Annotated in this window: 25 protein-coding genes; 11 read left to right on the plus strand and 14 right to left on the minus strand. The window is 51.8% G+C overall.

Translation table 11 applies throughout. From position 1 onward, the window contains the following. Positions 1 to 278: 278 nt before the first annotated feature. Positions 279 to 491, plus strand: coding sequence for a hypothetical protein (locus HA49_RS20610; protein WP_052752491.1), 213 nt, complete (start codon positions 279 to 281; stop codon positions 489 to 491). After that, positions 484 to 699, plus strand: coding sequence for a hypothetical protein (locus tag HA49_RS12630; protein ID WP_052752492.1), 216 nt, complete (start codon positions 484 to 486; stop codon positions 697 to 699). The genes HA49_RS20610 and HA49_RS12630 overlap by 8 nt, the downstream gene beginning before the upstream one ends. 144 nt (positions 700 to 843) lie before the next feature. Here HA49_RS12630 and treF read toward each other — a convergent pair whose 3' ends face one another. Both treF and HA49_RS12640 read right to left on the minus strand, forming a co-directional pair. Further along, positions 844 to 2,502 carry an alpha,alpha-trehalase TreF gene (gene treF / locus HA49_RS12635; protein ID WP_156994645.1) on the minus strand — a complete coding sequence of 553 codons (1,659 nt, stop codon included), beginning with the start codon at positions 2,500 to 2,502 and terminating at the stop codon, positions 844 to 846. A gap of 153 nt (positions 2,503 to 2,655) precedes the next feature. Further along, the gene (locus HA49_RS12640; RefSeq protein WP_038017990.1) at positions 2,656 to 3,507 is read right to left on the minus strand and encodes an SDR family oxidoreductase; all 852 of its coding nucleotides are present in this window, start codon (positions 3,505 to 3,507) and stop codon (positions 2,656 to 2,658) included. Between the two features lie 92 nt (positions 3,508 to 3,599). Here HA49_RS12640 and HA49_RS12645 point away from each other — a divergent pair, with 92 nt between their 5' ends. From HA49_RS12645 to HA49_RS12655, 3 genes are all read left to right on the plus strand, one after another. After that, positions 3,600 to 3,998: a winged helix-turn-helix transcriptional regulator gene (locus tag HA49_RS12645; protein ID WP_038017993.1), complete on the plus strand. Its 399-nt coding sequence runs from the start codon at positions 3,600 to 3,602 to the stop codon at positions 3,996 to 3,998. 271 nt (positions 3,999 to 4,269) lie between these two features. Further along, entirely contained in the window at positions 4,270 to 5,064 is a 795-nt protein-coding gene (locus tag HA49_RS12650; protein ID WP_038017995.1) for a siderophore-interacting protein, read from the plus strand. A gap of 46 nt (positions 5,065 to 5,110) precedes the next feature. Next, positions 5,111 to 5,611 (plus strand): PadR family transcriptional regulator, encoded by a 501-nt coding sequence (locus HA49_RS12655; protein WP_038018000.1) that lies wholly within the window; start codon positions 5,111 to 5,113, stop codon positions 5,609 to 5,611. Positions 5,612 to 5,618: 7 nt separating this feature from the next. Here HA49_RS12655 and HA49_RS12660 read toward each other — a convergent pair whose 3' ends face one another. Then, positions 5,619 to 5,915, minus strand: a complete 297-nt coding sequence (locus HA49_RS12660) for an Rdx family protein (protein ID WP_038018005.1) — start codon at positions 5,913 to 5,915, stop codon at positions 5,619 to 5,621. A 24-nt stretch (positions 5,916 to 5,939) separates the two neighbouring features. Further along, positions 5,940 to 6,953, minus strand: a complete 1,014-nt coding sequence (acuI, locus tag HA49_RS12665; RefSeq protein ID WP_038018008.1) for an acrylyl-CoA reductase (NADPH) — start codon at positions 6,951 to 6,953, stop codon at positions 5,940 to 5,942. Positions 6,954 to 7,471: 518 nt separating this feature from the next. Here acuI and HA49_RS12675 point away from each other — a divergent pair. Both HA49_RS12675 and HA49_RS12685 read left to right on the plus strand, forming a co-directional pair. Continuing rightward, entirely contained in the window at positions 7,472 to 8,884 is a 1,413-nt protein-coding gene (locus HA49_RS12675; protein ID WP_038019317.1) for an aminotransferase-like domain-containing protein, read from the plus strand. 537 nt (positions 8,885 to 9,421) lie between these two features. Continuing rightward, positions 9,422 to 11,575, plus strand: coding sequence for an ornithine decarboxylase (locus HA49_RS12685; RefSeq protein WP_038018018.1), 2,154 nt, complete (start codon positions 9,422 to 9,424; stop codon positions 11,573 to 11,575). 41 nt (positions 11,576 to 11,616) lie between these two features. Here the strand turns inward: HA49_RS12685 and mltC are convergent, their stop codons facing one another. The 3 genes from mltC to mutY are packed head-to-tail and all read right to left on the minus strand — an operon-like array spanning position 11,617 to position 14,104. Next, positions 11,617 to 12,693 carry a membrane-bound lytic murein transglycosylase MltC gene (gene mltC / locus HA49_RS12690; protein ID WP_038018020.1) on the minus strand — a complete coding sequence of 359 codons (1,077 nt, stop codon included), beginning with the start codon at positions 12,691 to 12,693 and terminating at the stop codon, positions 11,617 to 11,619. 53 nt (positions 12,694 to 12,746) lie between these two features. Beyond that, the gene (locus HA49_RS12695) at positions 12,747 to 13,019 is read right to left on the minus strand and encodes an oxidative damage protection protein (RefSeq protein ID WP_038018022.1); all 273 of its coding nucleotides are present in this window, start codon (positions 13,017 to 13,019) and stop codon (positions 12,747 to 12,749) included. Further along, positions 13,019 to 14,104 (minus strand): A/G-specific adenine glycosylase, encoded by a 1,086-nt coding sequence (gene mutY / locus HA49_RS12700; RefSeq protein ID WP_038019320.1) that lies wholly within the window; start codon positions 14,102 to 14,104, stop codon positions 13,019 to 13,021. Before mutY ends, HA49_RS12695 begins: the two co-directional genes overlap by 1 nt. Positions 14,105 to 14,256: 152 nt before the next feature. Between mutY and trmB the strand changes: the two genes are divergently transcribed. The 3 genes from trmB (at position 14,257) to HA49_RS12715 (ending at position 16,105) form a co-directional block, all read left to right on the plus strand. Beyond that, positions 14,257 to 14,976 carry a tRNA (guanosine(46)-N7)-methyltransferase TrmB gene (trmB, locus tag HA49_RS12705; RefSeq protein ID WP_038018024.1) on the plus strand — a complete coding sequence of 240 codons (720 nt, stop codon included), beginning with the start codon at positions 14,257 to 14,259 and terminating at the stop codon, positions 14,974 to 14,976. Further along, entirely contained in the window at positions 14,976 to 15,302 is a 327-nt protein-coding gene (locus tag HA49_RS12710; protein ID WP_038018026.1) for a YggL family protein, read from the plus strand. Before trmB ends, HA49_RS12710 begins: the two co-directional genes overlap by 1 nt. A gap of 89 nt (positions 15,303 to 15,391) precedes the next feature. Continuing rightward, complete coding sequence (locus tag HA49_RS12715; protein WP_038018028.1) at positions 15,392 to 16,105, plus strand: DUF2884 family protein; 714 nt, start codon at positions 15,392 to 15,394, stop codon at positions 16,103 to 16,105. A 55-nt stretch (positions 16,106 to 16,160) separates the two neighbouring features. On the opposite strand, the gene hemW is transcribed toward HA49_RS12715, so the two are convergent. Genes hemW through HA49_RS12735 form a run of 4 tightly spaced genes read right to left on the minus strand, consistent with a single transcriptional unit; the run spans position 16,161 to position 19,181 of the window. Beyond that, positions 16,161 to 17,300 carry a radical SAM family heme chaperone HemW gene (gene hemW / locus HA49_RS12720; protein ID WP_038018030.1) on the minus strand — a complete coding sequence of 380 codons (1,140 nt, stop codon included), beginning with the start codon at positions 17,298 to 17,300 and terminating at the stop codon, positions 16,161 to 16,163. Continuing rightward, positions 17,293 to 17,886, minus strand: coding sequence for an RdgB/HAM1 family non-canonical purine NTP pyrophosphatase (gene rdgB / locus HA49_RS12725; protein ID WP_038019323.1), 594 nt, complete (start codon positions 17,884 to 17,886; stop codon positions 17,293 to 17,295). The genes hemW and rdgB overlap by 8 nt, the downstream gene beginning before the upstream one ends. A 20-nt stretch (positions 17,887 to 17,906) precedes the next feature. Further along, entirely contained in the window at positions 17,907 to 18,461 is a 555-nt protein-coding gene (locus tag HA49_RS12730) for a YggT family protein (RefSeq protein ID WP_038018031.1), read from the minus strand. A gap of 12 nt (positions 18,462 to 18,473) precedes the next feature. After that, positions 18,474 to 19,181: a YggS family pyridoxal phosphate-dependent enzyme gene (locus HA49_RS12735; RefSeq protein ID WP_038018034.1), complete on the minus strand. Its 708-nt coding sequence runs from the start codon at positions 19,179 to 19,181 to the stop codon at positions 18,474 to 18,476. Between the two features lie 14 nt (positions 19,182 to 19,195). Here HA49_RS12735 and HA49_RS12740 point away from each other — a divergent pair, with 14 nt between their 5' ends. Further along, positions 19,196 to 20,254, plus strand: coding sequence for a type IV pilus twitching motility protein PilT (locus HA49_RS12740; protein ID WP_072055938.1), 1,059 nt, complete (start codon positions 19,196 to 19,198; stop codon positions 20,252 to 20,254). Here HA49_RS12740 and HA49_RS12745 read toward each other — a convergent pair. From HA49_RS12745 to HA49_RS12755, 3 genes are all read right to left on the minus strand, one after another. After that, positions 20,251 to 20,622, minus strand: coding sequence for a protease inhibitor I42 family protein (locus HA49_RS12745; RefSeq protein ID WP_038018037.1), 372 nt, complete (start codon positions 20,620 to 20,622; stop codon positions 20,251 to 20,253). The genes HA49_RS12740 and HA49_RS12745 overlap by 4 nt on opposite strands. Before the next feature lie 120 nt (positions 20,623 to 20,742). Then, positions 20,743 to 21,159: a Holliday junction resolvase RuvX gene (gene ruvX / locus HA49_RS12750; protein WP_038018040.1), complete on the minus strand. Its 417-nt coding sequence runs from the start codon at positions 21,157 to 21,159 to the stop codon at positions 20,743 to 20,745. Further along, positions 21,159 to 21,722, minus strand: coding sequence for a YqgE/AlgH family protein (locus HA49_RS12755; RefSeq protein WP_038018042.1), 564 nt, complete (start codon positions 21,720 to 21,722; stop codon positions 21,159 to 21,161). Before HA49_RS12755 ends, ruvX begins: the two co-directional genes overlap by 1 nt. Positions 21,723 to 21,766 lie beyond the last annotated feature (44 nt).

A 21,766-nucleotide genomic window follows, 5' to 3' on the forward strand; every position in this document is an offset into this window, starting at 1 on the left:
AGGCAGGGTGGGACATATTGATGCACATCAAATGCATCTTTTGTTGTTCAGAAGACAATACCCCGGTTGGGTACAAGGCAAACACTGCGGCAATTCCCCCCAAAAAATCAGGAGAATGCGCTGGCTGAATCCTGCACAGAAAAATTGCGCGAAAACAGTCTGTTTATGGCTGTTATTACCCAAAGTGGTAAGAGAATTCTGTATTATCCGGAGTTGCCTTGTCAGGGTGAATATTGGCTGCTAGGGTTGATTCACAAGCAAAAACAAGGAAAACCATGATGAAAAAGACATTAACTGCTGTAGCAATTTCTATGACTTTCTTCACAGCTCACGTATTTGCAGAAACTACCAGCCAGCAACTGCAGGAACAGACGCAGCATCTGAAAAATTCAGCGTCTGAAACCTCGGAGAAAGCCAAAGACCGGACTTCCGAAGCGGCCACTGAAGCCCAACACCGTTTGCAGGAAAAAAACTCAGCAAGCTGTGAATAAGCTGAAAGGCGATAACAGTAAAAGTACTTCTCTGAAAGAAAAATCTCAGGAAACCTGGAATAAGACCAAAGAAGGTACTCAAAAAGGCTGGAACAAAACCAAAGAGACCACGCATTCGGCAGTCAACAGCACCGAAGAAGGCGCAACTAAAGCGTGGAATAAAACCAAGGATGCTGCTGCAAGCGCGAAAAAATCGATTACCGATTAATCAGCGCGAGTCCGGGCCCACGGGTCCGTTCAGCGATTTGCAAAAACCCCGGCCAGAGTGCCGGGGTTTTTGTCTGTAACACCGCTGTAATCTGGAGCCCGCAGGTTTTCCTCAATACATGAACTCGCCCACAGGCGGCAGAGATTATGGAAGATAGCGGCCATAGGTAGTCATCAGGCAGCGGGTGACACCGTTAGTCCAGCCGAAACCGTCCTGCAGAGGATATTCTCCGCCACCGCCGGGCCTGGCGCGCTGGCCGCTGATATCATATTTTTCAACCAGCTTGTGATGCAGCGAATAAAAATGGTTCACCGTGGTTAGCCAGTTAACCGCAATTTCTCTGGCCAGCCGGGTTTCGCCATAGGCATTCAGTCCTTCAATAGCCATCCATTGTAACGGAGCCCAGCCGTTGGGATTATCCCATTGCTCGCCACTGTCGACCATGGAGGATAACAACCCTCCGGAGGTCAGCAGCAGGTGACGCAGTTCAAGGGCCATCCGCCGTGCTTGTTCCTGAGTCGCAAGCCCGGTAAACAGTGGAACCACGGCAGCGGCAGAGAAACTGCCGGCAATTTTACGGCGCCAGTCGTAGTCACGGTAGACACCAGAAGTATCATCCCACAGGTAGTGGTTCATCGCTTTGCGTCTCGCATCGGCTTTCTTCTGCCAGCTGCGGGAAGTCAGTAACTCGCCTTCCTCTTCCGCCAGCCGGACGATGGTGGTTTCCAGCTTGTAGAGGAAAGCATTCAGATCGACCGGAATATACTGAGTGGTACGAATACTGGCTAAGCGTTTGGAATCCCGCAGCCACCGGGAAGAGTAATCCCAGCCAGAGGCCGCTCCGGCACGCAAATCACGGTACACCTCACTGGCGGGTCGGCCGGACTGCTTTGCCGTGGCGACATCTTCGCGCCAGGATTCGTCACGCGGGGTATCCCGGTCATCCCAGTAGCGGTTCAGAAAACTGCCGTCCGGCATTCTGACCACATGACGATGGGCCTGATCCGGCAACAGCGCCCCGGCACCATCCATCCAGTACTGATATTCACGAATGAGCTGCTGCAAATAGCGGGTACTGCCCGGCAAACCTGCCTGTTCAAACAGCTCGATCATCAGCGCAAATACCGGCGGTTGTGAACGACTCAGGTAGTAGGTCCGGTTGCCGTTAGGAATATGGCCATAAGTTTCTATCAGCCAGGCAAAATTATCCGCCATATCCTGCAACAAGTCTTTCCGGTTGCTTTCCGCCAGCCCCAGCATAGTGAAGTAGGAATCCCAGTAGTAGACTTCGCCAAAACGGCCGCCCGGCACCACATAGGGTTTCGGTAACGGCAACAGCGAAGAGAACGGCTGATGGTTACCTGGTTCGCGAACCAGTACCGGCCAGAGGTCATCAATATGCTGACACAGGGGTTTATTGGGATCTTCATTGTGATAAACATCGCCGACAGGGGGCGGCGTAAAATGTTGCCTGACAAAAGCATGCAGATCGAAGCGGCGGTTTTCACGGCGCTGACGGCGGTATTCAATCAGGATATCCAGCGGATCGCTGTTTGGAGAGCAGTCAGCGAAGGTTTTACTGTCTGCAAAGATCCGTGCTTTCTGAACATGCTCAAATAATTCGAGGTAGCGATCCGCCGGGGTCAGGGCATCGGCGGCCGGAAGCCCGTCAATAAGTTCCGGTTCTGGCTCATAATCTTCCATACCTTCCAGAATCAACTCATGCGGGTCGTTGTAATATTCGATCTCGTCGCTTAGCTGAGTCGCTTGTTCCGGAAAACGGTTCAGGGATGAAGTATTGATAACGACCTCCTCATCATCTTAGCCAAAAAATATTCATCACAGGGATTAAGTATAGACAATGTCGGGTTTACCAACGGTATTGCAGTGTAAAGCCAGCCGGGTAAAACGTTGCAAAATGCAAGCACCGTGGAACACGGTGCCTGGAAAGGTAGATTATTTTAGAGTATCGGCAATCGTCTGACTGAAAGGCGTTGTGGCCCGGCCAATCAGTTGACTCAGGGTTTTACTGTCGTCAAACAACCCTCCCTGAGCGGCTCCTGCATCTGAATTCGCCAGCATCTCTGCCAGTCCGTCCGGTAATCCGGCCTGTTTTAATGCGCCAGCAAATTCTTGCTGAGACAGATTGATATATTCGACTTTCTCCCCGCTCTGACGGGCGATTTCGTCACTGAATTGTTGCAGCGTATAGGCATCGTCGCCGGCCAGTTCGTAAATTTTTCCTGCCTGGTGGTCGGTGGTCATCACTTTAGCTGCGGCTTCTGCGTAATCCTGACGGGACGCTAAAGCGATTTTCCCCTCACCAGCAGCCCCGATAAAGGCATGATGAGTGAGTGCGGGGCCGATACTGGCCGCATAGTTTTCGCTGTACCAGCCATTACGCAGCAGTGCGTAACCGATACCCGATTTCGCCAGCCTGGCTTCGGTGGCACGGTGTTCGGTGGCGAGGCCCAACGGAGAAGTATCCGCATGCAACAGACTGGTATAGGCGATAAATTTAATCCCGGCCTGAACCGCGGCATCGATGACCGCAGCATGTTGTGCGTCACGTTTACCCACTTCACTGGAGGAGATCAGCAGGAGTTTCTCAGCACCCTGCAAAGCCGGCAGCAGTGTTTCCGGACGATTATAATCGGCTTCCCGCAAGGTAATACCGGCAGGTAATTTCTCTGCGGCACCGGCGGGATCTCGAACCAGCGCAATCAGCTCGCTGGCGGGCAGGGTTTTAAGCAGTTGTTGAATGACTTTACGACCTAGCTGGCCGGTAGCTCCGGTAATAGCAATCATAATATTCTCCAGGTTGAAATCCGGTGACAGTGATTACTATAAAAACTAAACTTACTTTTAGTAAGTACTTACAAAAAGGTTAGTCTGAAAAAATGTCAGGAAATTTACATCAAAAATATATCCGTGGTGAGTTGCTGAACGTGAACTGTTCATCCCGCCATATCCTGAAACGTCTTACCGGGCGCTGGAGTGTGCTGGTCATGCTGGCTCTGAAACAGGATGTTTTACGCTTTAGTGAATTACGCAGAAAAATTGGCGGCGTCAGTGAACGTATGCTGTCCCAGACTCTGCGTCACATGGAGCAGGATGGTTTTATCGCCCGTAAGGCCTATGATGTGGTTCCGCCGCATGTGGAATACTGGCTGACACCCCTTGGGCATGAAGCGGAGCAGAAGCTTATTGGTCTGGCTGACTGGCTGGAAGATAATGTGCAGCGTATCCAACAAAATCGTGAAGAGTTTGAGCAGCGCAAGGAGTCGCCGGAGCCCTGAACCTTCAGGATAAGAAGATTTTGTGGCCAGTGGAAAGATACATAAAATGCGATTAACCACTGCCAGATTAAAATTATTTATCCGTCTGTTTTTATTAAATTTATCTTACTATTCCTGACGAATAGTTGTCTCTGTGTTCGACATTCAGGTTATTTTTTCTTGTGGTAAAGATATATCATAGATAGATTATAGATCAGTAAATGAGAATCATTACATAACTCTGTGGCCAGCGGGATCACAGACTGATAACAGTAAAACTGAGAGAAATTCTATGTCTGCATCATTATCATCAGGACGTGCATTACCAAAGCGGGTAAGAAATGAGTTACGTTTTCGACAACTGACAGTGAGTCAGAAAACGCTGGTTGCCGGGAAGTTCTGGCGGGTAGAGTTCACCAGCGAAGCACTGGCGGGTTACCACTCTCCGGGTTTTGATGATCACAGTAAGATCTTTTTCCCTGACCCACAGACCGGCAAACTGCTACTGCCGCAGGTGACCGACGAAGGTATTGCCTGGCCTGACGGAGAACGCCCGATATCACGTGACTACACTCCGCTGTTTTTTGACGGAAAAACCCGCCTGACGCTGGATTTCTTCCGTCATGAACACGGTGTTGCCAGCCAGTGGGCAGAACAGGCGCAAGTCGGGGATTCCCTGGCTATCGGCGGACCACGTGGTTCGATGATTATCCCTGTCGATTACCGTGTCCAGCTGTTGGCATTTGACGAAAGCGGCCTGCCTGCCGTACAGCGGAGGTTAGCTGAAACTCAGGCTGAACGGCTAATATTACTGGCATTCACTGATGAAACACTGGTGAAAAATTATCTGCCGAACCTGCCGGCAAAGGCTGAACTCACTTGTTATGGCAGCGGGACAATGAACAGCGAAGGTATTGAGCGTTGCCGTCAGCAACTGGCGTCATTACAGCTACCGGAAGATGACTATTTCATCTGGCTGACAGGGGAAGGAGAGGCGGTTAAAGTGCTCAATGATTACTTTATTGAACAACGCCACTGCCACCCGGGACTGGTGCGTGGTGTAGCTTACTGGCACCGCAAAGGGTAACATTGGCCCCTGCCTGAAACCGGCAGGGGATAAAGGAACATTAACGATGAATATTGCTAAATCCGGTTTGCTGCAACGCCGCCGCCGTGAAAAGATTCTGGATGCCGCAGAAATCAGATTACTGGTGCTGAGTTTTCTTCAGCAACAACCCGCGCATGGCTATGAGCTGATAAAGTCGATTGAAACTCTCGCTCAGGGAGAATATACCCCAAGCCCGGGGATTATCTATCCGGCACTGATGTTGCTGGAAGAGATGGATGCTATTGTGCCGCAAAACCCGGATGCCGGACGAAAAAGCTATCAACTGACAGAGTACGGGCAGCAGTTACTGGAACAGGGACGTGCGCAGTTACTGGAAATCTCCGAACGACTGAAAATGCTGGCCGTTGTCGGGAAAAACCGCCGGATTCCGCAGATAGAAAGGGCGGTACATAATCTTAAAATGGCGCTGAACACGCGGCTGGCAGAACCTGACTTATCCCGCGAAACGCTCTATGCCCTGATTGATGCCCTGGACGACGCGGCAAAACGTATTGAGCGTAGTTGAACTGCGCTTACACCGTGGGCTGTTTATGATTATCGATATGACCAAGGTTTCTCTCAGGAAAACAGTAATCCCTGACCCGTTGCTTCAGTGTGACTGCATCCGGAAAACCTCCATCCCGTTTCCTCTCCCATAACAGTTCGCCGTCAGCGTGAATTTCAAAGATACCGCCACGCCCTGGCTGTAAGGTCACTGCGGCCAGGTCGTCGGCGAAGGTACTCAGGAGTTCCTGGGCCATCCATGATGAGCGCAGCAACCACTGGCACTGGCTGCAATAATGGATAGTAATGGTCGGGCGGTGAGTCATCTTAATGTTCCTGAATAGTTGATATTACTGGCCTGACGATGCGTTGTCGGCAGAGGGCTGGCAGTTGACAATCAGTCTGCCACGAACCTGACCGTTAAGTAAGTCATCTGCGCCACCAATGGCTGCCGCCAGCGGAATCACCCGGGCAATCTCTTCAAAGGTCGTCGCATCATAAACTTCCGCCAGCCTTTGCCAGGCCTCTCGACGCTGTGCCAGCGGACACATGACACTGTCTACCCCTGTCAGAGTGACTCCACGCAGAATAAAAGGCGCGACACTGGCCGGTAAATCCAGTCCCTGTGCCATACCGCAGGCTGCAACGACACCATTGCGAACGGTAGCCGCTAAAACGTTACTTAACGTGTGGCTGCCGACAGTATCAATCGCAGCTGCCCATTGTTCTTTAGCCAGGGGTTTTCCCGGCTGGTTTAGCCTGTCACGCGAAATAGTCCGCGATGCCCCGAGTGTACCGGTCAGATAGTCTTCATCGTCCTGGCGCCCGGTACTGGCCACGACCTGATATCCGGCCTGTGCCAGTAGCCAGACAGCAAAACTGCCCACTCCGCCACTGGCACCGGTCACCAGCACTTCCCCCTCTGCTGGTGTAATGCCTTGTTTTTCGAGTGCCATCAGGCACAGCATGGCCGTCAGCCCGGCGGTACCGATAGCCATAGTGCTGACCGGAGGCAGGGCGGCTGGCACAGGAACCAGCCAGTCACCTTCCACCGCCGCTTTTTCGGCCAGACCGCCCCAGTGATTTTCACCGACACCCCAGCCGGTAAGAATTGCCAGATCGCCGCTCTTCCATTGTGGATGCTGGCTGGCGGTAACTTCGCCGACAAAGTCGATGCCTGGTACCATCGGAAATGTACGGACGACAGGCGCACGATTCACAATAGCTAATGCATCTTTATAATTCAGACTGGAATATAAAACGTTAAGTGATACCGTCGCCGGTGGCAACTGAGACTCGTGTAACTGGCTGAGTGTCGTGCGGTAACCCTGTTCATCTTTTTCAATCAAAATTGCCTGAAACATAGTGACTCCCGGAGAAAGTGACGCCCGGCACTAAAGCGGTGCCGAAAAGCACAGGAAAGCATAATGCAGCATATCAGTGCCGGTGGTTTATCACAAAGTAGTGTGCACAGGAAAAATCGGGCGGGTAGCTGGCGGAAGGGGAACCCTGTCATCTTCGCCGTGACAGGGATAGTCGGGGTTATTTTAGCCTCTTACTCTTCAGGCAGACTGTTTGTGGCGAAACACTGTTTTCCGGCGGTGACGCGCGGTTTTTTCTCCGCCGCTGCCACCAGTATTTCAGTGATTTGGCCAGCTGGATGTAGCCGATAAACGGTTGCCGGGATCTGTTTTCATGAAATTCCATCTGTCGCCTCCTGTCATGTCTGAATCCTTATTTTCAGGAGCTTTACCAAAATAATACAGACGCAAAAAACATATTTATTTACCATACAGATGTGATAAGAGTGTCGCTGATGGTGATTTTACCTATCATTCTGTACTGTTTTATTTGTCTGTATGGTCATAACGGGGGATACAGTGTGACACGCTACCAGCAACTTGCCAGCCTGATTAGCGAAAGGATTATTCAGGGGTTATATCGGGAAGGGGAAAAGTTACCTTCAGTACGTACGCTGAGTCAGGAACACGGCGTGAGTATCAGTACGGTTCAACAAACCTATCAGTTACTGGAGCAGCAACGTCTGGTTACCGCGCAGCCTCGCTCTGGTTATTTTGTCGCCCCCCGGGAGGCTCCGCCCCCTGTCCCGGCGGTTTCCCGGCCGGTACAGCGCCCCGTGGACATAACGCAGTGGGATCAGGTCTATACCTTGCTGGAAGACAGCAAAGATCCTCAGATTGTCTCTTTTGGCGGAGGTTTCCCGGATGTCTCGCAACCCAGCCTGCAACCTCTGTGGCGTGAACTTAACCGTTTAATTCGTCAGCAACCGGCAGAAGTTCTTAATTATGATGAACTGGCAGGTAATTATGCTTTACGTGGTGAAATTGCCAGACTCATGCTCGATAGCGGTTCGCTAGTGACGGCGGATGACCTGATTATTACCAGTGGTTGTCATAATGCTTTGTCGCTGGCTCTGCTGGCGATATGCCGTCCCGGTGACATTGTTGCTGTTGAATCCCCGGCTTACTACGGCACGATGCAACTTTTGCGCGGGCTGGGGCTGAAAGCCATCGAAATCCCCACCGATCCTCAAAGCGGGCTAAGTACAGAGGCACTCGAACTGGCGCTGGAACAGTGGCCGATCAAAGGGATAATCCTGGTCCCGAACTGCAATAATCCGCTGGGCTTTATTATGCCGGAATCGCGTAAACGGGCAATTCTGTCACTGGTCCAGCAGCATGATATCGTTATTTTTGAAGACGATATATATGGCGATTTGGCCACAGAATACCCACGGCCGCGCACGATTCATTCTCTGGATATTGATGGCAGAGTGATGCTGTGCAGTTCGTTTTCCAAAACTATCGCGCCGGGCCTGCGTATCGGCTGGATAGCGCCGGGACGCTATTATGACCGTCTGCTACAAATGAAGTATGCGGTCAGTGGCACCAATGTCCCGGCGACTCAACTGGCGACTCTGGCATTTCTGCAAGGGGGACATTACTACCCACATGTCAGGCGTATGCGGCAAATCTATCTGCGGAATATGCAAACCTACACTCACTGGTTGCGTGAGTATTTCCCCGAAGGTATCTGCGTTACCCGGCCAAAAGGCGGGTTTATGTTATGGGTTGAGTTACCTCCACAGGTAGATATGGTATGTGTGGCCAATAAGTTAGCTCAGATTAAAATTCGGGTCGCACCAGGCTCTTTGTTCTCTGCATCAGGAAAACATCGTAACTGCCTGAGAATTAACTGTGCTTTGGCACCCGAAGAGAAATATCGCAAAGTCATGGAAAGACTCGGGGACGCTATTCACCAGGCGATGGAATAAGCGCTGTAGGTAATCCGGGTAGCCCCGGTTACCCTGCCACTGTGTCGGGGAATCCGGCGACGGGATGAATATTAAGTCACTAAATGTGTTTTTTCATTCCATAAGTTTTAATAAAATATTTATTTATCAATGCGTTGATTTGATGTTTGTTAATGGTGGCTGATTAATTATCTCTTGCCTGAGCCTTGCAAAGATGACATTATGAGCGCCGTTTATTTTTTGCCATCTACCAGCCTGCGAGGATATTACGGTGAACACTGTTTTCTGTTCTGCTCGTAATTTGATCATCTGCCAGCACTCCTGTGCTGTGTATCAGGGCACCTGCCGGAATACTCCGTTTTTCACCATGCGGTGAAGCCAGCCTGTGGCTGCTTGTTGGGCATGAGTAAAAACAGAGACAGTTCTGATTTTACTGATGTCCGTCATCCCGAACTGAACCAGGTTCACAGCCAGATATCTGACATTATTCGCCGGGGAATTTTCCCCATGCTGTGCCTTCGTGCACCCACTCATCCTTGACCTTTGGGGATTTGTGTTATGACACCTATGAAAATTGCGGCCAGTGCCGCGCTGATTCCGGTAATTTCTTCTGAGCGGCCGCTGGTGGCGCTGGAACACACTGATTTTACCGACGTTGCTGCGGTAGTGCTGACAGTGGCCGATGCCAGCAAAGCAATGCTCTCTTTGCTGAAGCGCAGTGGTTTTAACTTGCCGGTATTTGTGGCGGGTTCGTTGCCGTCTCAGGATAGCTCCGGAGTGATTACCGGTGAATATCATCCTGATACAGAAGGTAACGCGGCACTGGAACAGGCTGCCGCTCATTATCAGGAAGCGCTACTGCCGCCTTTTTACGACACACTGACCCGTTATGTCGGAATGAAAAACAGTACCTTCGCCTGTCCTGGTCATCAGGGCGGGGAGTTTTTCCGCAAACATCCCGCCGGCCGGCATTTCTATGACTTTTTTGGCGAGAATATTTTCCGTTCAGATATGTGTAATGCGGATGTCCGGCTGGGCGATCTGTTGATCCATGAGGGTTCTGCCAAAGATGCCCAGAAGTTTGCGGCAAAAGTCTTTAATGCGGATAAAACCTACTTTGTGCTGAACGGCACCTCCAGTGCCAACAAAGTGGTGACTAATGCGTTACTGACCCCGGGTGATCTGGTGCTGTTTGATCGCAATAACCACAAATCGAATCACCACGGTGCGTTAATTCAGGCCGGGGCGACACCGGTCTATCTGGAAGCGGCCCGTAATCCTTTTGGTTTTATCGGTGGTATTGATGCGCATTGCTTTGATGAGGCTTACCTGCGTAAGCAACTAAAACAGGTGGCGCCGGAGCGGGCCAAAGAAGCCCGGCCATTCCGCCTGGCAATTATCCAGCTCGGAACCTATGACGGTACCGTGTATAACGCGCGTCAGGTTGTCGATAAGATTGGTCATCTGTGTGATTACATCCTGTTCGACTCGGCCTGGCTGGGTTACGAACAGTTTATCCCGATGATGGCCGATTGTTCGCCATTATTGCTGGATTTGAATGAAAATGATCCGGGGATCTTTGTGACCCAGTCCGTGCACAAACAACTGGCCGGATTCTCTCAGACCTCGCAGATCCATAAGAAAGATAACCATATTCGTGGACAAAAGCGTTTCTGCCCGCATAAGCGGCTGAACAATGCCTTTATGTTACATGCTTCAACCAGTCCGTTTTATCCGCTGTTCGCTGCGCTGGATGTCAATGCGAAAATTCACCAGGGGCAGGCGGGTCGTCAGCTGTGGCAGGAGTGTGTCACTCTGGGTATTGAGGCACGTAAGGCCATTCTGTCACAGTGCCGGATGATACGTCCGTTCCTGCCGGAAACGGTGGATGGACAGCGCTGGGAAGATATTCCGACGCCAACTCTGGCTTCTGACCGTCGTTACTTCAGTTTTGAACCCGGAGCCCGCTGGCACGGTTTCGCCGGATATGCACAGGGACAGTATCTGGTCGATCCCTGTAAGTTATTGCTGACCACACCAGGGATTGATGCGGCCACCGGTGAGTACAGCAGTTTTGGTATCCCCGCGACTATTCTCGCCCACTACCTGCGGGAAAACGGTATTGTGCCGGAAAAATGTGACCTGAACTCGATTCTGTTCCTGCTGACCCCGGCAGAAAGCTCCGATAAGATGGCAAAATTGGTGGCTAAACTGGCTCAGTTTGAGCAGCATGTTGAACAGAATGCGTTACTGGAAGATGTTCTGCCGACCATTTATCGTAAATATCAGCAGCGCTACCAGGGATACACCCTGCGTCAGTTATGCCAGGAGATGCATTCACTGTATGTCAGCTACCAGGTGAAGGATCTGCAGAAAGCGATGTTCCGTCAGCAGAGCCTGCCAGCGGTAAGAATGAATGCGCAGCAGGCTCACCACCTCTATCTGAGGGGCGAAGTGGAGTTGGTACCTCTGTCGCAGGCGGAGGGAAGGATCGCCGCCGAAGGGGCCTTACCCTATCCGCCAGGTGTGTTATGTGTCGTGCCAGGCGAACTGTGGGGTGGCTCTGTTCAGCGCTATTTCCTGGCGCTGGAAGAGGGGATCAATCTGCTGCCAGGATTTTCTCCTGAGCTGCAGGGGGTTTATATCCGTGAGGATGAAAATCACACCCAACGTCTGTACGGCTGGGTATTGTTACCTGATGCGCTAAACTAAACGACGGCCCCCGCTACCGGCTAACCGGTAACGGGGAACGGTTAATAGCGATAATAGCTGTGCTGAGCGTTGTTTACTTTGTACAGATAACGCCGTGACTCCATCGCCGGGTGGTTATTGACCAGTGTCTGGTAAACTTCATCCGGTGACATGCCATTAATGATGCTAAAGGCACGATCTTTGTTAGATGAGAAGATACGTAACACACTTCCGGCACCGCCGTTGTAGGCCGTGATCACCGCGTAACGCCGCGAGACCGGATTAGTGATGCCTGCCAGATAGCTATTTTGCAGCAGTGACAGATAGGCCGTACCCGCATCAATATTATTGGCCGGATCCAGCAGATATCCACGGCTGGGTTTGCCCCATTTACCCTTCATCCGGAACACATCCACCCCGGCAGTATGCTGAACGACCTGCATCAGACCGAGTGCATCCGAGTTGCTGACCGCATACGGGTTAAAACTGGATTCGGTTTGCATAATCGCCAGGATCAGAGAAGAGTCAACACCGTACTGTTCTGAAGCTTTGCGGACCAGCGGCAGATACTTATGCGCACGTTTATTCAGATGGTTAGGAACCATCGGAATGGTGACCGACCAGATAACATGCAATCCTGACATCCGGCGCTGGAGTTTATATTTCAGCAGGTAGTCAGCAAAGCTGGCTGCCCGGCCTTGCCAGCGGATAGGATGACCGGTGTTATCCAGTACCTCTCCGTACAGCAGCGGTTCCTGGCTGAGTTTTATATCGTTAGCATCGGAGTAGAGGTCCACGTTACCGGGGTTTTCACCCACCAGTAAGGTGGTAATAATTGCCTGGCGCAGGCTGGCCATCGGGTCAGTACCGGCAATGGTCTCGATGGTGATATTACCGCTTTCAAAGTTAATATGACTGCGGGTGTAGTAGTTGTCGCTATATTTTACGTAGTCTTTTGGCCCGGCAATCAGTACCTCATTGATACCCCAGATATTCTCAATGTTATGGGCAAACTGCCCCATCAGAATGTCAAAGCCGTTGGTGTCTTTCACCCAGGCTTCATTAAATGCCGGGGTCTTATGGCTGGAGCAGGAGACCAGTAGCGGAGCAATCAACAGTAGCGGGTACAGTTTTTTCATTTTTTCTGTTTGGCTGATTGTGGGTAGCGAACGTTTTCAGGTAACACAGAATATTACGGTGCCGGAGGAGTATAGCCTTCAATATGCACATCTTTGCCCTCAAACAGAAAATTTATCATCTCCTGTTCCAGCACTTTACGATCTTCAGGATTCATCATGCTGAGTTTTTTCTCGTTGATCAGCATGGTTTGCTTGGTCATCCACTCCTGCCAGGCAGGTTTAGAGATTTCCTGAAAAATACGTTTCCCCAGTTCACCCGGATATAACTGAAAATCCTGTCCTTCAGCTTCGCGTTGCAGGTAAGTACAAAAAATTGTGCGACTCATTATTCTTCCTCGTTTGGCTTACGCGAATGTAAGACCAGTTGTTGCGGGTGTCTCAGCTCATTTAACAGGCGCTCTACCGGAGCGGCCAGCCCGACCTCGGGAGCACGCGCTAAGTTATACCAGAGACTGCTGCTTTCATCCATTAAAGAGCCGAAAGCCGGCTTGTTCAGATAACAGGGAATGATATCAAGATGAAAATGGCTGAAAGTGTGACGAAATGCGGTCATTTGCTGTAGTGAGCCACTTATTCCCTGTTTTTCCAGCCAGTTATGCATGGCTTGTTCGCTGTCGAACTGCGGAAAACAGTATAATCCCCCCCAGATTCCCACTGGAGGCCGCTGTTGCAACAGCACATTTTCACCCTGTTGCAGTAATAAAAACCAGGCTGTTTTCACTGGCTGGGCCTTTTTCGGTTTTTTCCCGGGATATTTCTCCCAGCTGTGGTGAGCATAAGCGATACATCCACTGCTTAGCGGGCAAAGCTCGCATTTGGGGCGTGAACGGGTACAGACCATGGCCCCGAGGTCCATCATGGCCTGATTAAACTCCCCGACACCCTGCGCGGGCGTGACCTGCTCGCTGAGTTGCCACAACCGTTTTTCTACCAGGCTTGTTCCAGGCCAGCCATCCACCGCATAGCAACGGGCCAACACCCGTTTTACATTGCCATCGAGGATAGGGTAGTGCTGTCCCAGCGACAGAGAGAGGATGGCGCCGGCGGTCGAGCGTCCGACGCCCGGTAAATCTGCGACATCTTCGAAGTTTTGTGGGAAAATCCCCCCGTGCTTTTCTGCCACCTGGCAGGCAGCCTTGTGCAGATTACGGGCCCGGGCGTAGTATCCCAGGCCGGTCCACAGATGCAGTACCTCGTCGAGCGGCGCGGCAGCCAGATCGGTGACCGTCGGGAAACGGGCCATAAAGCGTTCAAAATAAGGGATTACGGTGGCAACCTGAGTCTGCTGTAGCATCACTTCAGACAACCACACCTTATACGGGGTTTTTTGCTGTTGCCAGGGCAGGGTCTTACGCCCATATTTCTGGTACCAGTCGAGTGTGTACTGCGCAAATTGCGATGGTTGCATCATGACCGCGAAAATTTCCTCCAAAAGCTCACAAGGGGCAGGAATTCCAGCACAGACCTGCCAGACTGTAAACATGAACATTGCAAAGGCTTGCTTCCGGGGGCGAAGTTTGCATAATTCCCGTCTTTATTAAATATCAACCTACAGGCATTACTATGATCAATGATGTCATCACGCCGGAATTTGACGAGAATGGTCGTCCGTTACGGCGTATCCGCAGCTTTGTCCGTCGTCAGGGGCGGCTGACCAATGGCCAGCAGCATGCGCTGGACAATTACTGGCCGGAGATGGGGGTTGAGTTTACACCTGAACCGGTGAACTTTGCTGCACTGTTTGGCCGTGAAGCGCCGGTCGTATTAGAAATCGGTTTCGGTATGGGGGCTTCGCTGGTCACTATGGCACAGCAAAACCCCCATCAGGATTTTTTTGGGATTGAAGTTCATGCGCCCGGAGTCGGCGCCTGCCTGGGCGCGGCCCATGAAGCCGGGGTGACCAACCTGCGGGTGATGTGCCACGACGCAATGGAAGTGATGGAATCGATGATCCCTGATAATTCACTGCGCATGGTGCAGTTGTTCTTCCCGGATCCGTGGCATAAAGCCCGTCATAATAAACGTCGTATCGTTCAGGTACCTTTTGCTGAGCTGGTATTACGTAAGTTAAAACTGGGCGGTGATTTCCATATGGCGACCGACTGGGAAAATTATGCAGAGCATATGCTGGAAGTTATGCAGAGCATCCCGGGTTACCGTAACCATTCGAAAGAGGGGAACTTTGTACCGCGTCCGGAAAGTCGCCCGTTAACTAAGTTTGAACAACGTGGCCAGCGTCTGGGGCACGGGGTTTGGGATTTGATGTTTGAGAGGATTAAATAATGGCAGTACAGCGTAGTCGTCGTTTACGTAAGAAAATGCACCTGGCAGAATTCCAGGAACTGGGTTTTTCAGTCAGCTGGACCTTCGCAGCCGGGACTTCAGAGCAGGAGATTGATGCCACTCTGGATGCTTTTGTCGATGAGGTGATTGAACCTAATGGTCTGGCCTATGACGGCAGTGGTTATCTGCAATGGGAAGGGCTGGTCTGCCTGCAGCAAACCGGCAAATGCACCGATGAGCACCGCCAGCTGGTTCGCGAGTGGCTGGAAGCCAGAAAACTCTCAGAAGTCAAAGTTACGGAACTGTTTGACGTCTGGTGGGACTAAGTATCTGCAGGTAATTTTCCTGTTGTTATCAGTCAGTGAACCAGAGCCCGAAAGCAGAACATGTTTTACCGGGACAGAAAGGAGTATGCATGTTACGTGAAGTGATCGCTGTCGGGGTTTTGCTGGCTACCACCCCGGCGTGGGCAGATTATCAGTGCCCGGTAAAACCTCAGGATGATGTCGCTGTCACGGCGCAGCAGGTGGTTGTCAGCGGCAGTAATGGTAATCTGACCATCTCTCCGCAGGGAGAGATGACGTTTAACGGTAAGCCGGTGCAGGCTGACCAGGCACTCCGTCAGCAGGCGGTTGCCTATCAGGCCGCGTTACGCAGTGACTTACCCTGGATTGACCAGGGGGCCCGTCAACGGCTGGAAACCAGTCGTAGTGCGCTGGATAAAGTGATAGTTGAAAAACTGGGCTCTGACAGCCATGTGCGCACTCGCCTGGCAACACTGGACAGCGGCCTGAAAACACAGATGGATCGTGTGATTGAACACCGTGATGGCGGGCTCTATTTCCACCACGCAGCTATTGATCAGGTTAGGGCGGATGGTGAGAAGCTGGTGCAGAATGCCATGGGTGGAATACTGCAGGACAGCCTGAATGAACTGGGCAGTTCCAAATCATCAGGAGATAACCCGTTACAGGCATTAATGGGCAACCTCGGTGGTCTGCAGCAGTCTATTCGTAGTGAGGTCAGTAAGCAGGAAAAAGATTTCCAGGCGTTTGGTCAACAGGTGTGCGGCAAGGTCGGGGCACTTGAACAACAGCGCAAGGTTATCTGGCAACAAGTCAGTCAGTAATCTCTCCGGTATCAGCAGTATCACAGCCCCTGATACTGCTGAATTTCGGAATTAATTATTCCTGTTCCAGAAAAAATTCCAGCAGGCTGTTCAGAAACAGCCGTCCTTTCTCTGTCACCTGCCAGCTGGCTGTAGTCTCCTGCAAATAACCGGCCTGGATAGCCTGGTTCAGAGCAGGGCGAATGTGTTGTTCACTCAGCCCAGTCAAACGGCTAAATTCATCCCGCGGGCAGGGTTCAGATAACCGGAAACGGTTCATAAAAAACTCAAACGGTTTTTCGTCATCCGGCACGCTGTAACGTTTATCCAGGTATTCTCCGCGCATAAACCCTTTCGGGTGGCGGGTTTTCACGGTACGGATAATTTCTCCGTCAGCCTGCGTGAGTTTACCGTGGGAACCACAACCGATACCCAGATAATCACCAAAACGCCAGTAGTTGAGATTGTGCTGACATTGCAGGCCGGGCCGGGCATAAGCAGAGGTCTCATATTGCTGATAACCGGCATCAGTCAGTAGCTGGTGCCCCTGCTCGAAGATATCCCATAATGCATCATCATCCGGTAATACCGGGGGTCGTGAGGCAAACAGCGTATTGGGTTCAATCGTTAGCTGATACCAGGAGAGATGCGGCGGCGATAACGCAATCGCCTGTCGTAAGTCGTCTAAGGCTTCTTCCAGCGACTGATCCGGCAGGCCATGCATCAGATCCAGATTAAAACTACGTAGTCCCAGTCCGGCAGCCAGCTTAGCCGCCCGTTTTGCCTCCTCCGGCCCATGGATACGTCCCAGTCGTTGCAGTTTGGCCGGGCTGAAACTCTGTACCCCAATCGAAATACGGTTGACCCCTGCCTGCTGATAACCGCTGAAACGATCGGCTTCTACCGTGCCAGGGTTAGCTTCCATAGTAATCTCGGCATCGGCTGCCAGCGGTATACGCTGACGGACACCGTCCAGCAGCGCCTGCATGGCTTCGCTACTTAACAGACTGGGAGTACCACCGCCGATAAAAATCGTCGAAACTTCACGCCCTGAAGTCCGGGGGATATCAGAGTCCAGATCAGCCAGCAGATGCCCCACATAGTCCATATGCGGGACATCGCCTTTCAGGGCATGTGAATTAAAATCACAATACGGGCACTTCTGTACACACCAGGGAATATGAATATACAGACTCAGTGGTGGCAGATTACCCATTACGCAGAGCATCCAGCAGCAGTTTCAGTGCCTGCCCACGGTGTGAAATTGCCAGTTTTTCGGCTTTAGTCATCCCTGCCGCCGTGATATTCAGCTCTGGCAGGAAAAAAATTGGATCGTAACCAAACCCGCCTTCACCCTGACTTTCACGGGCAATAACACCGGGCCACTGACCATGAAACACCAGCGGTGTCGGGTCATCGGCATGGCGCAGGTAGACCAGCACGCAATGGAATGCCGCCTGGCGCTTTTCATCGGGAATCTCCTGCATCGCTGTCAGCAGTTTTTCCAGATTCTGTTGGTCAGTCGCCTCGACACCCGCATAACGGGCAGAGTAAATACCAGGAGCACCCCCCAGCACATCGACGGCCAGCCCTGAGTCGTCAGCAATTGCCGGCAGGCCGGTAACACGTGCTGCGTGGCGGGCTTTTATCAGCGCATTTTCGATAAAGGTCAGGCCGGTCTCTTCCACAGAATCGACGCCCAGATCGGTCTGAGCCACAATATCAAAACCAAAATCAGCCAGGGGTTCGGCCAGTTCACGCACTTTGCCGGGATTACCGGTTGCCAGTACAACTTTTTGCATAATCATTCCAACGTTCAGAGTTACAGCAGATACCAGAGTCCCGGAAACAGATCCATCCCGAGATAATTCAGTGCATAGAGAATCAGAATCACTACCATGGCAGAGAAGTCGATACCGCCCATGGCCGGCAGAATGCGGCGAACAGGTGCCATGAGTGGCTCTGTCAGCTGTACCAGCACATAATCTATCGGGCTGCGGCCCTGGCTCACCCAGCTCATCAGTGAACGGATCAGAATCACCCAGAACACCAGGTTACCGGCAGCTTTCAGCAACGACAGAACGCCAATCAACACATTACTCAGGCCAATCACAAAGCCACCGGACTGGATCAGCATCAGCAGTGGGAACTTGATAATGGTCAGTACCAGTGCCAGTACTAAAGACGCGGTATCAATCGGGCCCATTGCGGGGATAATACGGCGTAGTGGGCGGATCACCGGCTGAGTCAGTTTGACAATAAATTGTGCCAGTGGATTATAGAAATCACAGCGGGCCCACTGCATCCAGATACGTAGCAGCAGAACCATGACGTAAAGATCGATAACCGTTTTGACCAGAAAAGTCAGAGTGTACATGTGTGTCCTCAGTTATTGGGGGGAAGGGGTTGGATACTGGCGCGCACCAAAAATGGCGGAGCCAATACGAACCATCGTACTGCCGGCTTCAATGGCGGCGTCCATATCATCGCTCATTCCCAGCGACAGGGTATCAATCCCGCTGAATTCCGCCTGTAAAGCGTGAAATGCTGCGGCCATCTGTCGGCATACCGCCAGCTGTGACTGATAATCTTCTGATGGTGCGGGAATTGCCATCAGGCCACGTAATTTCAGATGGGGTAACTCAACAATCTGCCGGGCAAGGGCCGGAATATCACTGACACTGATCCCGGACTTGCTGGATTCATCGCTGATGTTAACCTGAATCAGCACATTCAGGGGGCCACGGTGTGGTGGTCGCTGATCGTTTAGTCGTTGTGCCAGTTTCTGTCGGTCCAGCGTATGGCACCAGTCAAAGTTTTCGGCCACCAGACGGCTTTTATTGGATTGTAACGGACCGATAAAGTGCCATTCCAGCCCGGCTAAATCTGCGGTCTGTGCGACTTTATCCACCCCTTCCTGGACATAATTTTCGCCAAAGCAACGTTGTCCCGCCAGCCAGGCTTCGCGGATGTCGCTCACAGGTTTGGTTTTACTCACTGCCAGCAGAGTAATCTGCTGTGGATCTCTGCCGCAACTTTCGGCAGCAGCGCGAATACGCTGACGGATCTGCTGTAAATTATGCTGAATGGAAGTCATCACCGGGCTGATTTATGGAGTTAGATGAAATTGTTGCGCTTAGTGTAAAGCATAATGCCTCTGATCTGCACCTTTGCTGTGGACATTTACCCTGGTGGCGTTGCCAGGGGCTGCTGACAGCTGTCCCGGGAATGGCCCCGGTCACTGATGCGACCCTGCAAAATTTTTTTGATGACTGTCTGACGGATGAGCAACAGCAACAACTCCGGATCCACGGCCACTGTGATGCCGCACTAACCATGGCAACAGGAACCCGGCTGAGAGCCTGTATTTTCCGCCGTAACGGCGGCATATCACTGGCATTACGCATTCTGCGCCAAAAAATCCCCTCCATGGAGAGCCTGGGTATGCCTGCCGTCTGTTACCGCCTGACCGGTGAAAATGCCGGACTGATACTCTTCAGCGGGGCGAGCGGTTGCGGAAAATCGACATCGCTGGCGGCGATGATGGGGGCAATCAGCCGTCAGCGGGCGCTGCATATTATTACCCTGGAAGATCCGATCGAGTATCTCTACGACAACCACCGATCTCTTATCCAGCAACGGGAAGCGGGAAGGGATTTTTCCTGTTACAGCCAGGGACTGATGGCGGCACTCCGCCAGGACCCGGATATCATTATGTTGGGAGAATTACGTGATCATCAGACGATCCGGCTGGCTTTGACAGCCGCAGAAACCGGACATCTGGTGCTGGCGACCCTGCATACCAGGGCGGCTGCACAAACTGTTGAGCGGCTGGTGGATAGTTTTCCTGCAGGCGAAAAATCGCTGGTCAGCAGACAGCTGGCCGCCGGTCTGACGGCAGTGATTGCACAGCGGCTGGTGAATGACGAAGCGCAGGCTACCCGGCAACGGGCGGAATTTGAAGTTATGCTGAATACCCCTGCAGTGGCCAGTGTCATCCGTGAAGGAAAAACGCATCTGCTGGCAGGGATAATACAGACCAGCTCGGCTGACGGAATGCAGAGTTTTCCACTCGCTGTTGGTGTAGAAACCGCCTCGTCGGCACAGGCAGGTTGGCTTGCTGACGAGGCGGGGAGAGGTGTCGCTGGTATCTGGCCAGGTGAGGCTTAAGGGGCTGCTGAGATAACCAGCCGGATACTGTTCTCATGCCAGTCAGCGCTGTCAAACGTCCTGCCATAAATCATTTTCAGGGTTGAAGTGCCGGCTTTACGGCCAATAAGATAAAATGTCTGCTGACCCGGGCATCCCACCATGCCGGCTTTACAGTCGGGTGACTGCTGGTAACTGCCGGGAATCAATAATACACCGGCAGGTAACTGGCTGACCATCCATTGATAGCCGGTGGATGGATTAGCCTCCAGCGTCAGCTTAACCGGTTTGCCTGCCACACCGTCCAGCTGTACAGGCACATCGGCTGCAGCCGCCGTAAACGTCATACAGCCCAGTGCCGCAGCCAGAAGGTAAACTAATCTGTTCATTGCTAAAACCCCGTTTTATGCTGTGATAAGCAATGATTATAGCATTAATTACTGATTATGGCAGCGCTGGGAGAGAAAGGACGTTGTTATTTCGCAGTCAGTAAAAGATAACCACAGGGGTTAATGATTATCGAACCAGCTTTCGAGGATGATCACCGCTGAACCTGAATCGACTTTTCCTTTGGTCAGTGCACGATAACCGCCGGTTTCGAACAGACCTGCACGGGCTTCCACAGTGCTTAAGCGTTCGTCCTGTAATTCAACCGCGACACCAAATCTGCCGTGCAGACGGTTGGCAAATTTACGGGCACGGGCAGTCAGTGGTTGCTCTGTCCCATCCATATTCAGTGGCAGACCGACCACCACTAAATCCGGCTGCCACTCTTTAAGCAGTTTTTCGATCACATTCCAGTCAGGGACCCCATCCTGTGCTTTGATGGCTGTCAGGGGTCTGGCGGTACCGGTCAGTTGCTGACCCACAGCCACACCGATACTCCGGGTGCCGAAATCGAATCCGAGTAAGGTTTTCACTGACATCAGGCATGCCCCGCTTCGCTGCTCATCTGACTGATATCGATCCCGATATGTTTAGCCGCGTTACGCCAGCGCTCTCCCGCCGGAGTATGGAACAGAATTTTTTCACTGGCCGGAATGGTCAGCCAGGCATTTTCCAGTATTTCATTTTCCAGCTGCGATTTTTCCCAGCTGCAGTAACCCAGCGCCACAATGATATTTTCGGGTTGCTGGTCGCTGCCCAACGATTCGAGAACATCTTTTGAGGTCGTCAGCACCGTGTGCTCAGAAATAGTAATACTGGAAGTAAACCTGTTTTCCGGTGAGTGCAGAATAAAACCGCGATCTTCTGCAACCGGGCCGCCGTTATACACCGGATTTTCTAATGAGTGTCCAGCATCATTTTGTTGCGGCGTAATGTCTAGTTTATTCAGCACCCCCTCAATGGTCAGGTTTTCCATGGGCTTATTCACTATCAGGCCCATGGCTCCTTCGTCGTTGTGCTCACAAACATAGATTACAGACCGTTTGAATATCGGGTCCTGTAATGAGGGCATCGCGATCAGAAAATGGTGCTGTAAATTCATACTGACTCTGTAAGTTTATCTGAAAAAAATATCCGGCAGCCTCC

It is taken from the genome of Tatumella morbirosei (assembly GCF_000757425.2).
Classification (GTDB): domain Bacteria; phylum Pseudomonadota; class Gammaproteobacteria; order Enterobacterales; family Enterobacteriaceae; genus Tatumella; species Tatumella morbirosei.

Bases quoted from the DNA above. Each gene is read 5' to 3' on its own strand.
- HA49_RS20610 (WP_052752491.1), top strand. From the start codon at position 279: ATGAAAAAGACATTAACTGCTGTAGCAATTTCTATGACTTTCTTCACA.
- HA49_RS12640 (WP_038017990.1), bottom strand. From the start codon at position 3,507: ATGATTGCTATTACCGGAGCTACCGGCCAGCTAGGTCGTAAAGTCATT.
- HA49_RS12645 (WP_038017993.1), top strand. From the start codon at position 3,600: ATGTCAGGAAATTTACATCAAAAATATATCCGTGGTGAGTTGCTGAAC.
- HA49_RS12650 (WP_038017995.1), top strand. From the start codon at position 4,270: ATGTCTGCATCATTATCATCAGGACGTGCATTACCAAAGCGGGTAAGA.
- HA49_RS12655 (WP_038018000.1), top strand. From the start codon at position 5,111: ATGAATATTGCTAAATCCGGTTTGCTGCAACGCCGCCGCCGTGAAAAG.
- HA49_RS12660 (WP_038018005.1), bottom strand. From the start codon at position 5,915: ATGACTCACCGCCCGACCATTACTATCCATTATTGCAGCCAGTGCCAG.
- acuI (WP_038018008.1), bottom strand. From the start codon at position 6,953: ATGTTTCAGGCAATTTTGATTGAAAAAGATGAACAGGGTTACCGCACG.
- HA49_RS12685 (WP_038018018.1), top strand. From the start codon at position 9,422: ATGACACCTATGAAAATTGCGGCCAGTGCCGCGCTGATTCCGGTAATT.
- mltC (WP_038018020.1), bottom strand. From the start codon at position 12,693: ATGAAAAAACTGTACCCGCTACTGTTGATTGCTCCGCTACTGGTCTCC.
- HA49_RS12695 (WP_038018022.1), bottom strand. From the start codon at position 13,019: ATGAGTCGCACAATTTTTTGTACTTACCTGCAACGCGAAGCTGAAGGA.
- mutY (WP_038019320.1), bottom strand. From the start codon at position 14,104: ATGATGCAACCATCGCAATTTGCGCAGTACACACTCGACTGGTACCAG.
- trmB (WP_038018024.1), top strand. From the start codon at position 14,257: ATGATCAATGATGTCATCACGCCGGAATTTGACGAGAATGGTCGTCCG.
- HA49_RS12710 (WP_038018026.1), top strand. From the start codon at position 14,976: ATGGCAGTACAGCGTAGTCGTCGTTTACGTAAGAAAATGCACCTGGCA.
- HA49_RS12715 (WP_038018028.1), top strand. From the start codon at position 15,392: ATGTTACGTGAAGTGATCGCTGTCGGGGTTTTGCTGGCTACCACCCCG.
- hemW (WP_038018030.1), bottom strand. From the start codon at position 17,300: ATGGGTAATCTGCCACCACTGAGTCTGTATATTCATATTCCCTGGTGT.
- rdgB (WP_038019323.1), bottom strand. From the start codon at position 17,886: ATGCAAAAAGTTGTACTGGCAACCGGTAATCCCGGCAAAGTGCGTGAA.
- HA49_RS12730 (WP_038018031.1), bottom strand. From the start codon at position 18,461: ATGTACACTCTGACTTTTCTGGTCAAAACGGTTATCGATCTTTACGTC.
- HA49_RS12735 (WP_038018034.1), bottom strand. From the start codon at position 19,181: ATGACTTCCATTCAGCATAATTTACAGCAGATCCGTCAGCGTATTCGC.
- HA49_RS12740 (WP_072055938.1), top strand. From the start codon at position 19,196: ATGGAGTTAGATGAAATTGTTGCGCTTAGTGTAAAGCATAATGCCTCT.
- HA49_RS12745 (WP_038018037.1), bottom strand. From the start codon at position 20,622: ATGAACAGATTAGTTTACCTTCTGGCTGCGGCACTGGGCTGTATGACG.
- ruvX (WP_038018040.1), bottom strand. From the start codon at position 21,159: ATGTCAGTGAAAACCTTACTCGGATTCGATTTCGGCACCCGGAGTATC.
- HA49_RS12755 (WP_038018042.1), bottom strand. From the start codon at position 21,722: ATGAATTTACAGCACCATTTTCTGATCGCGATGCCCTCATTACAGGAC.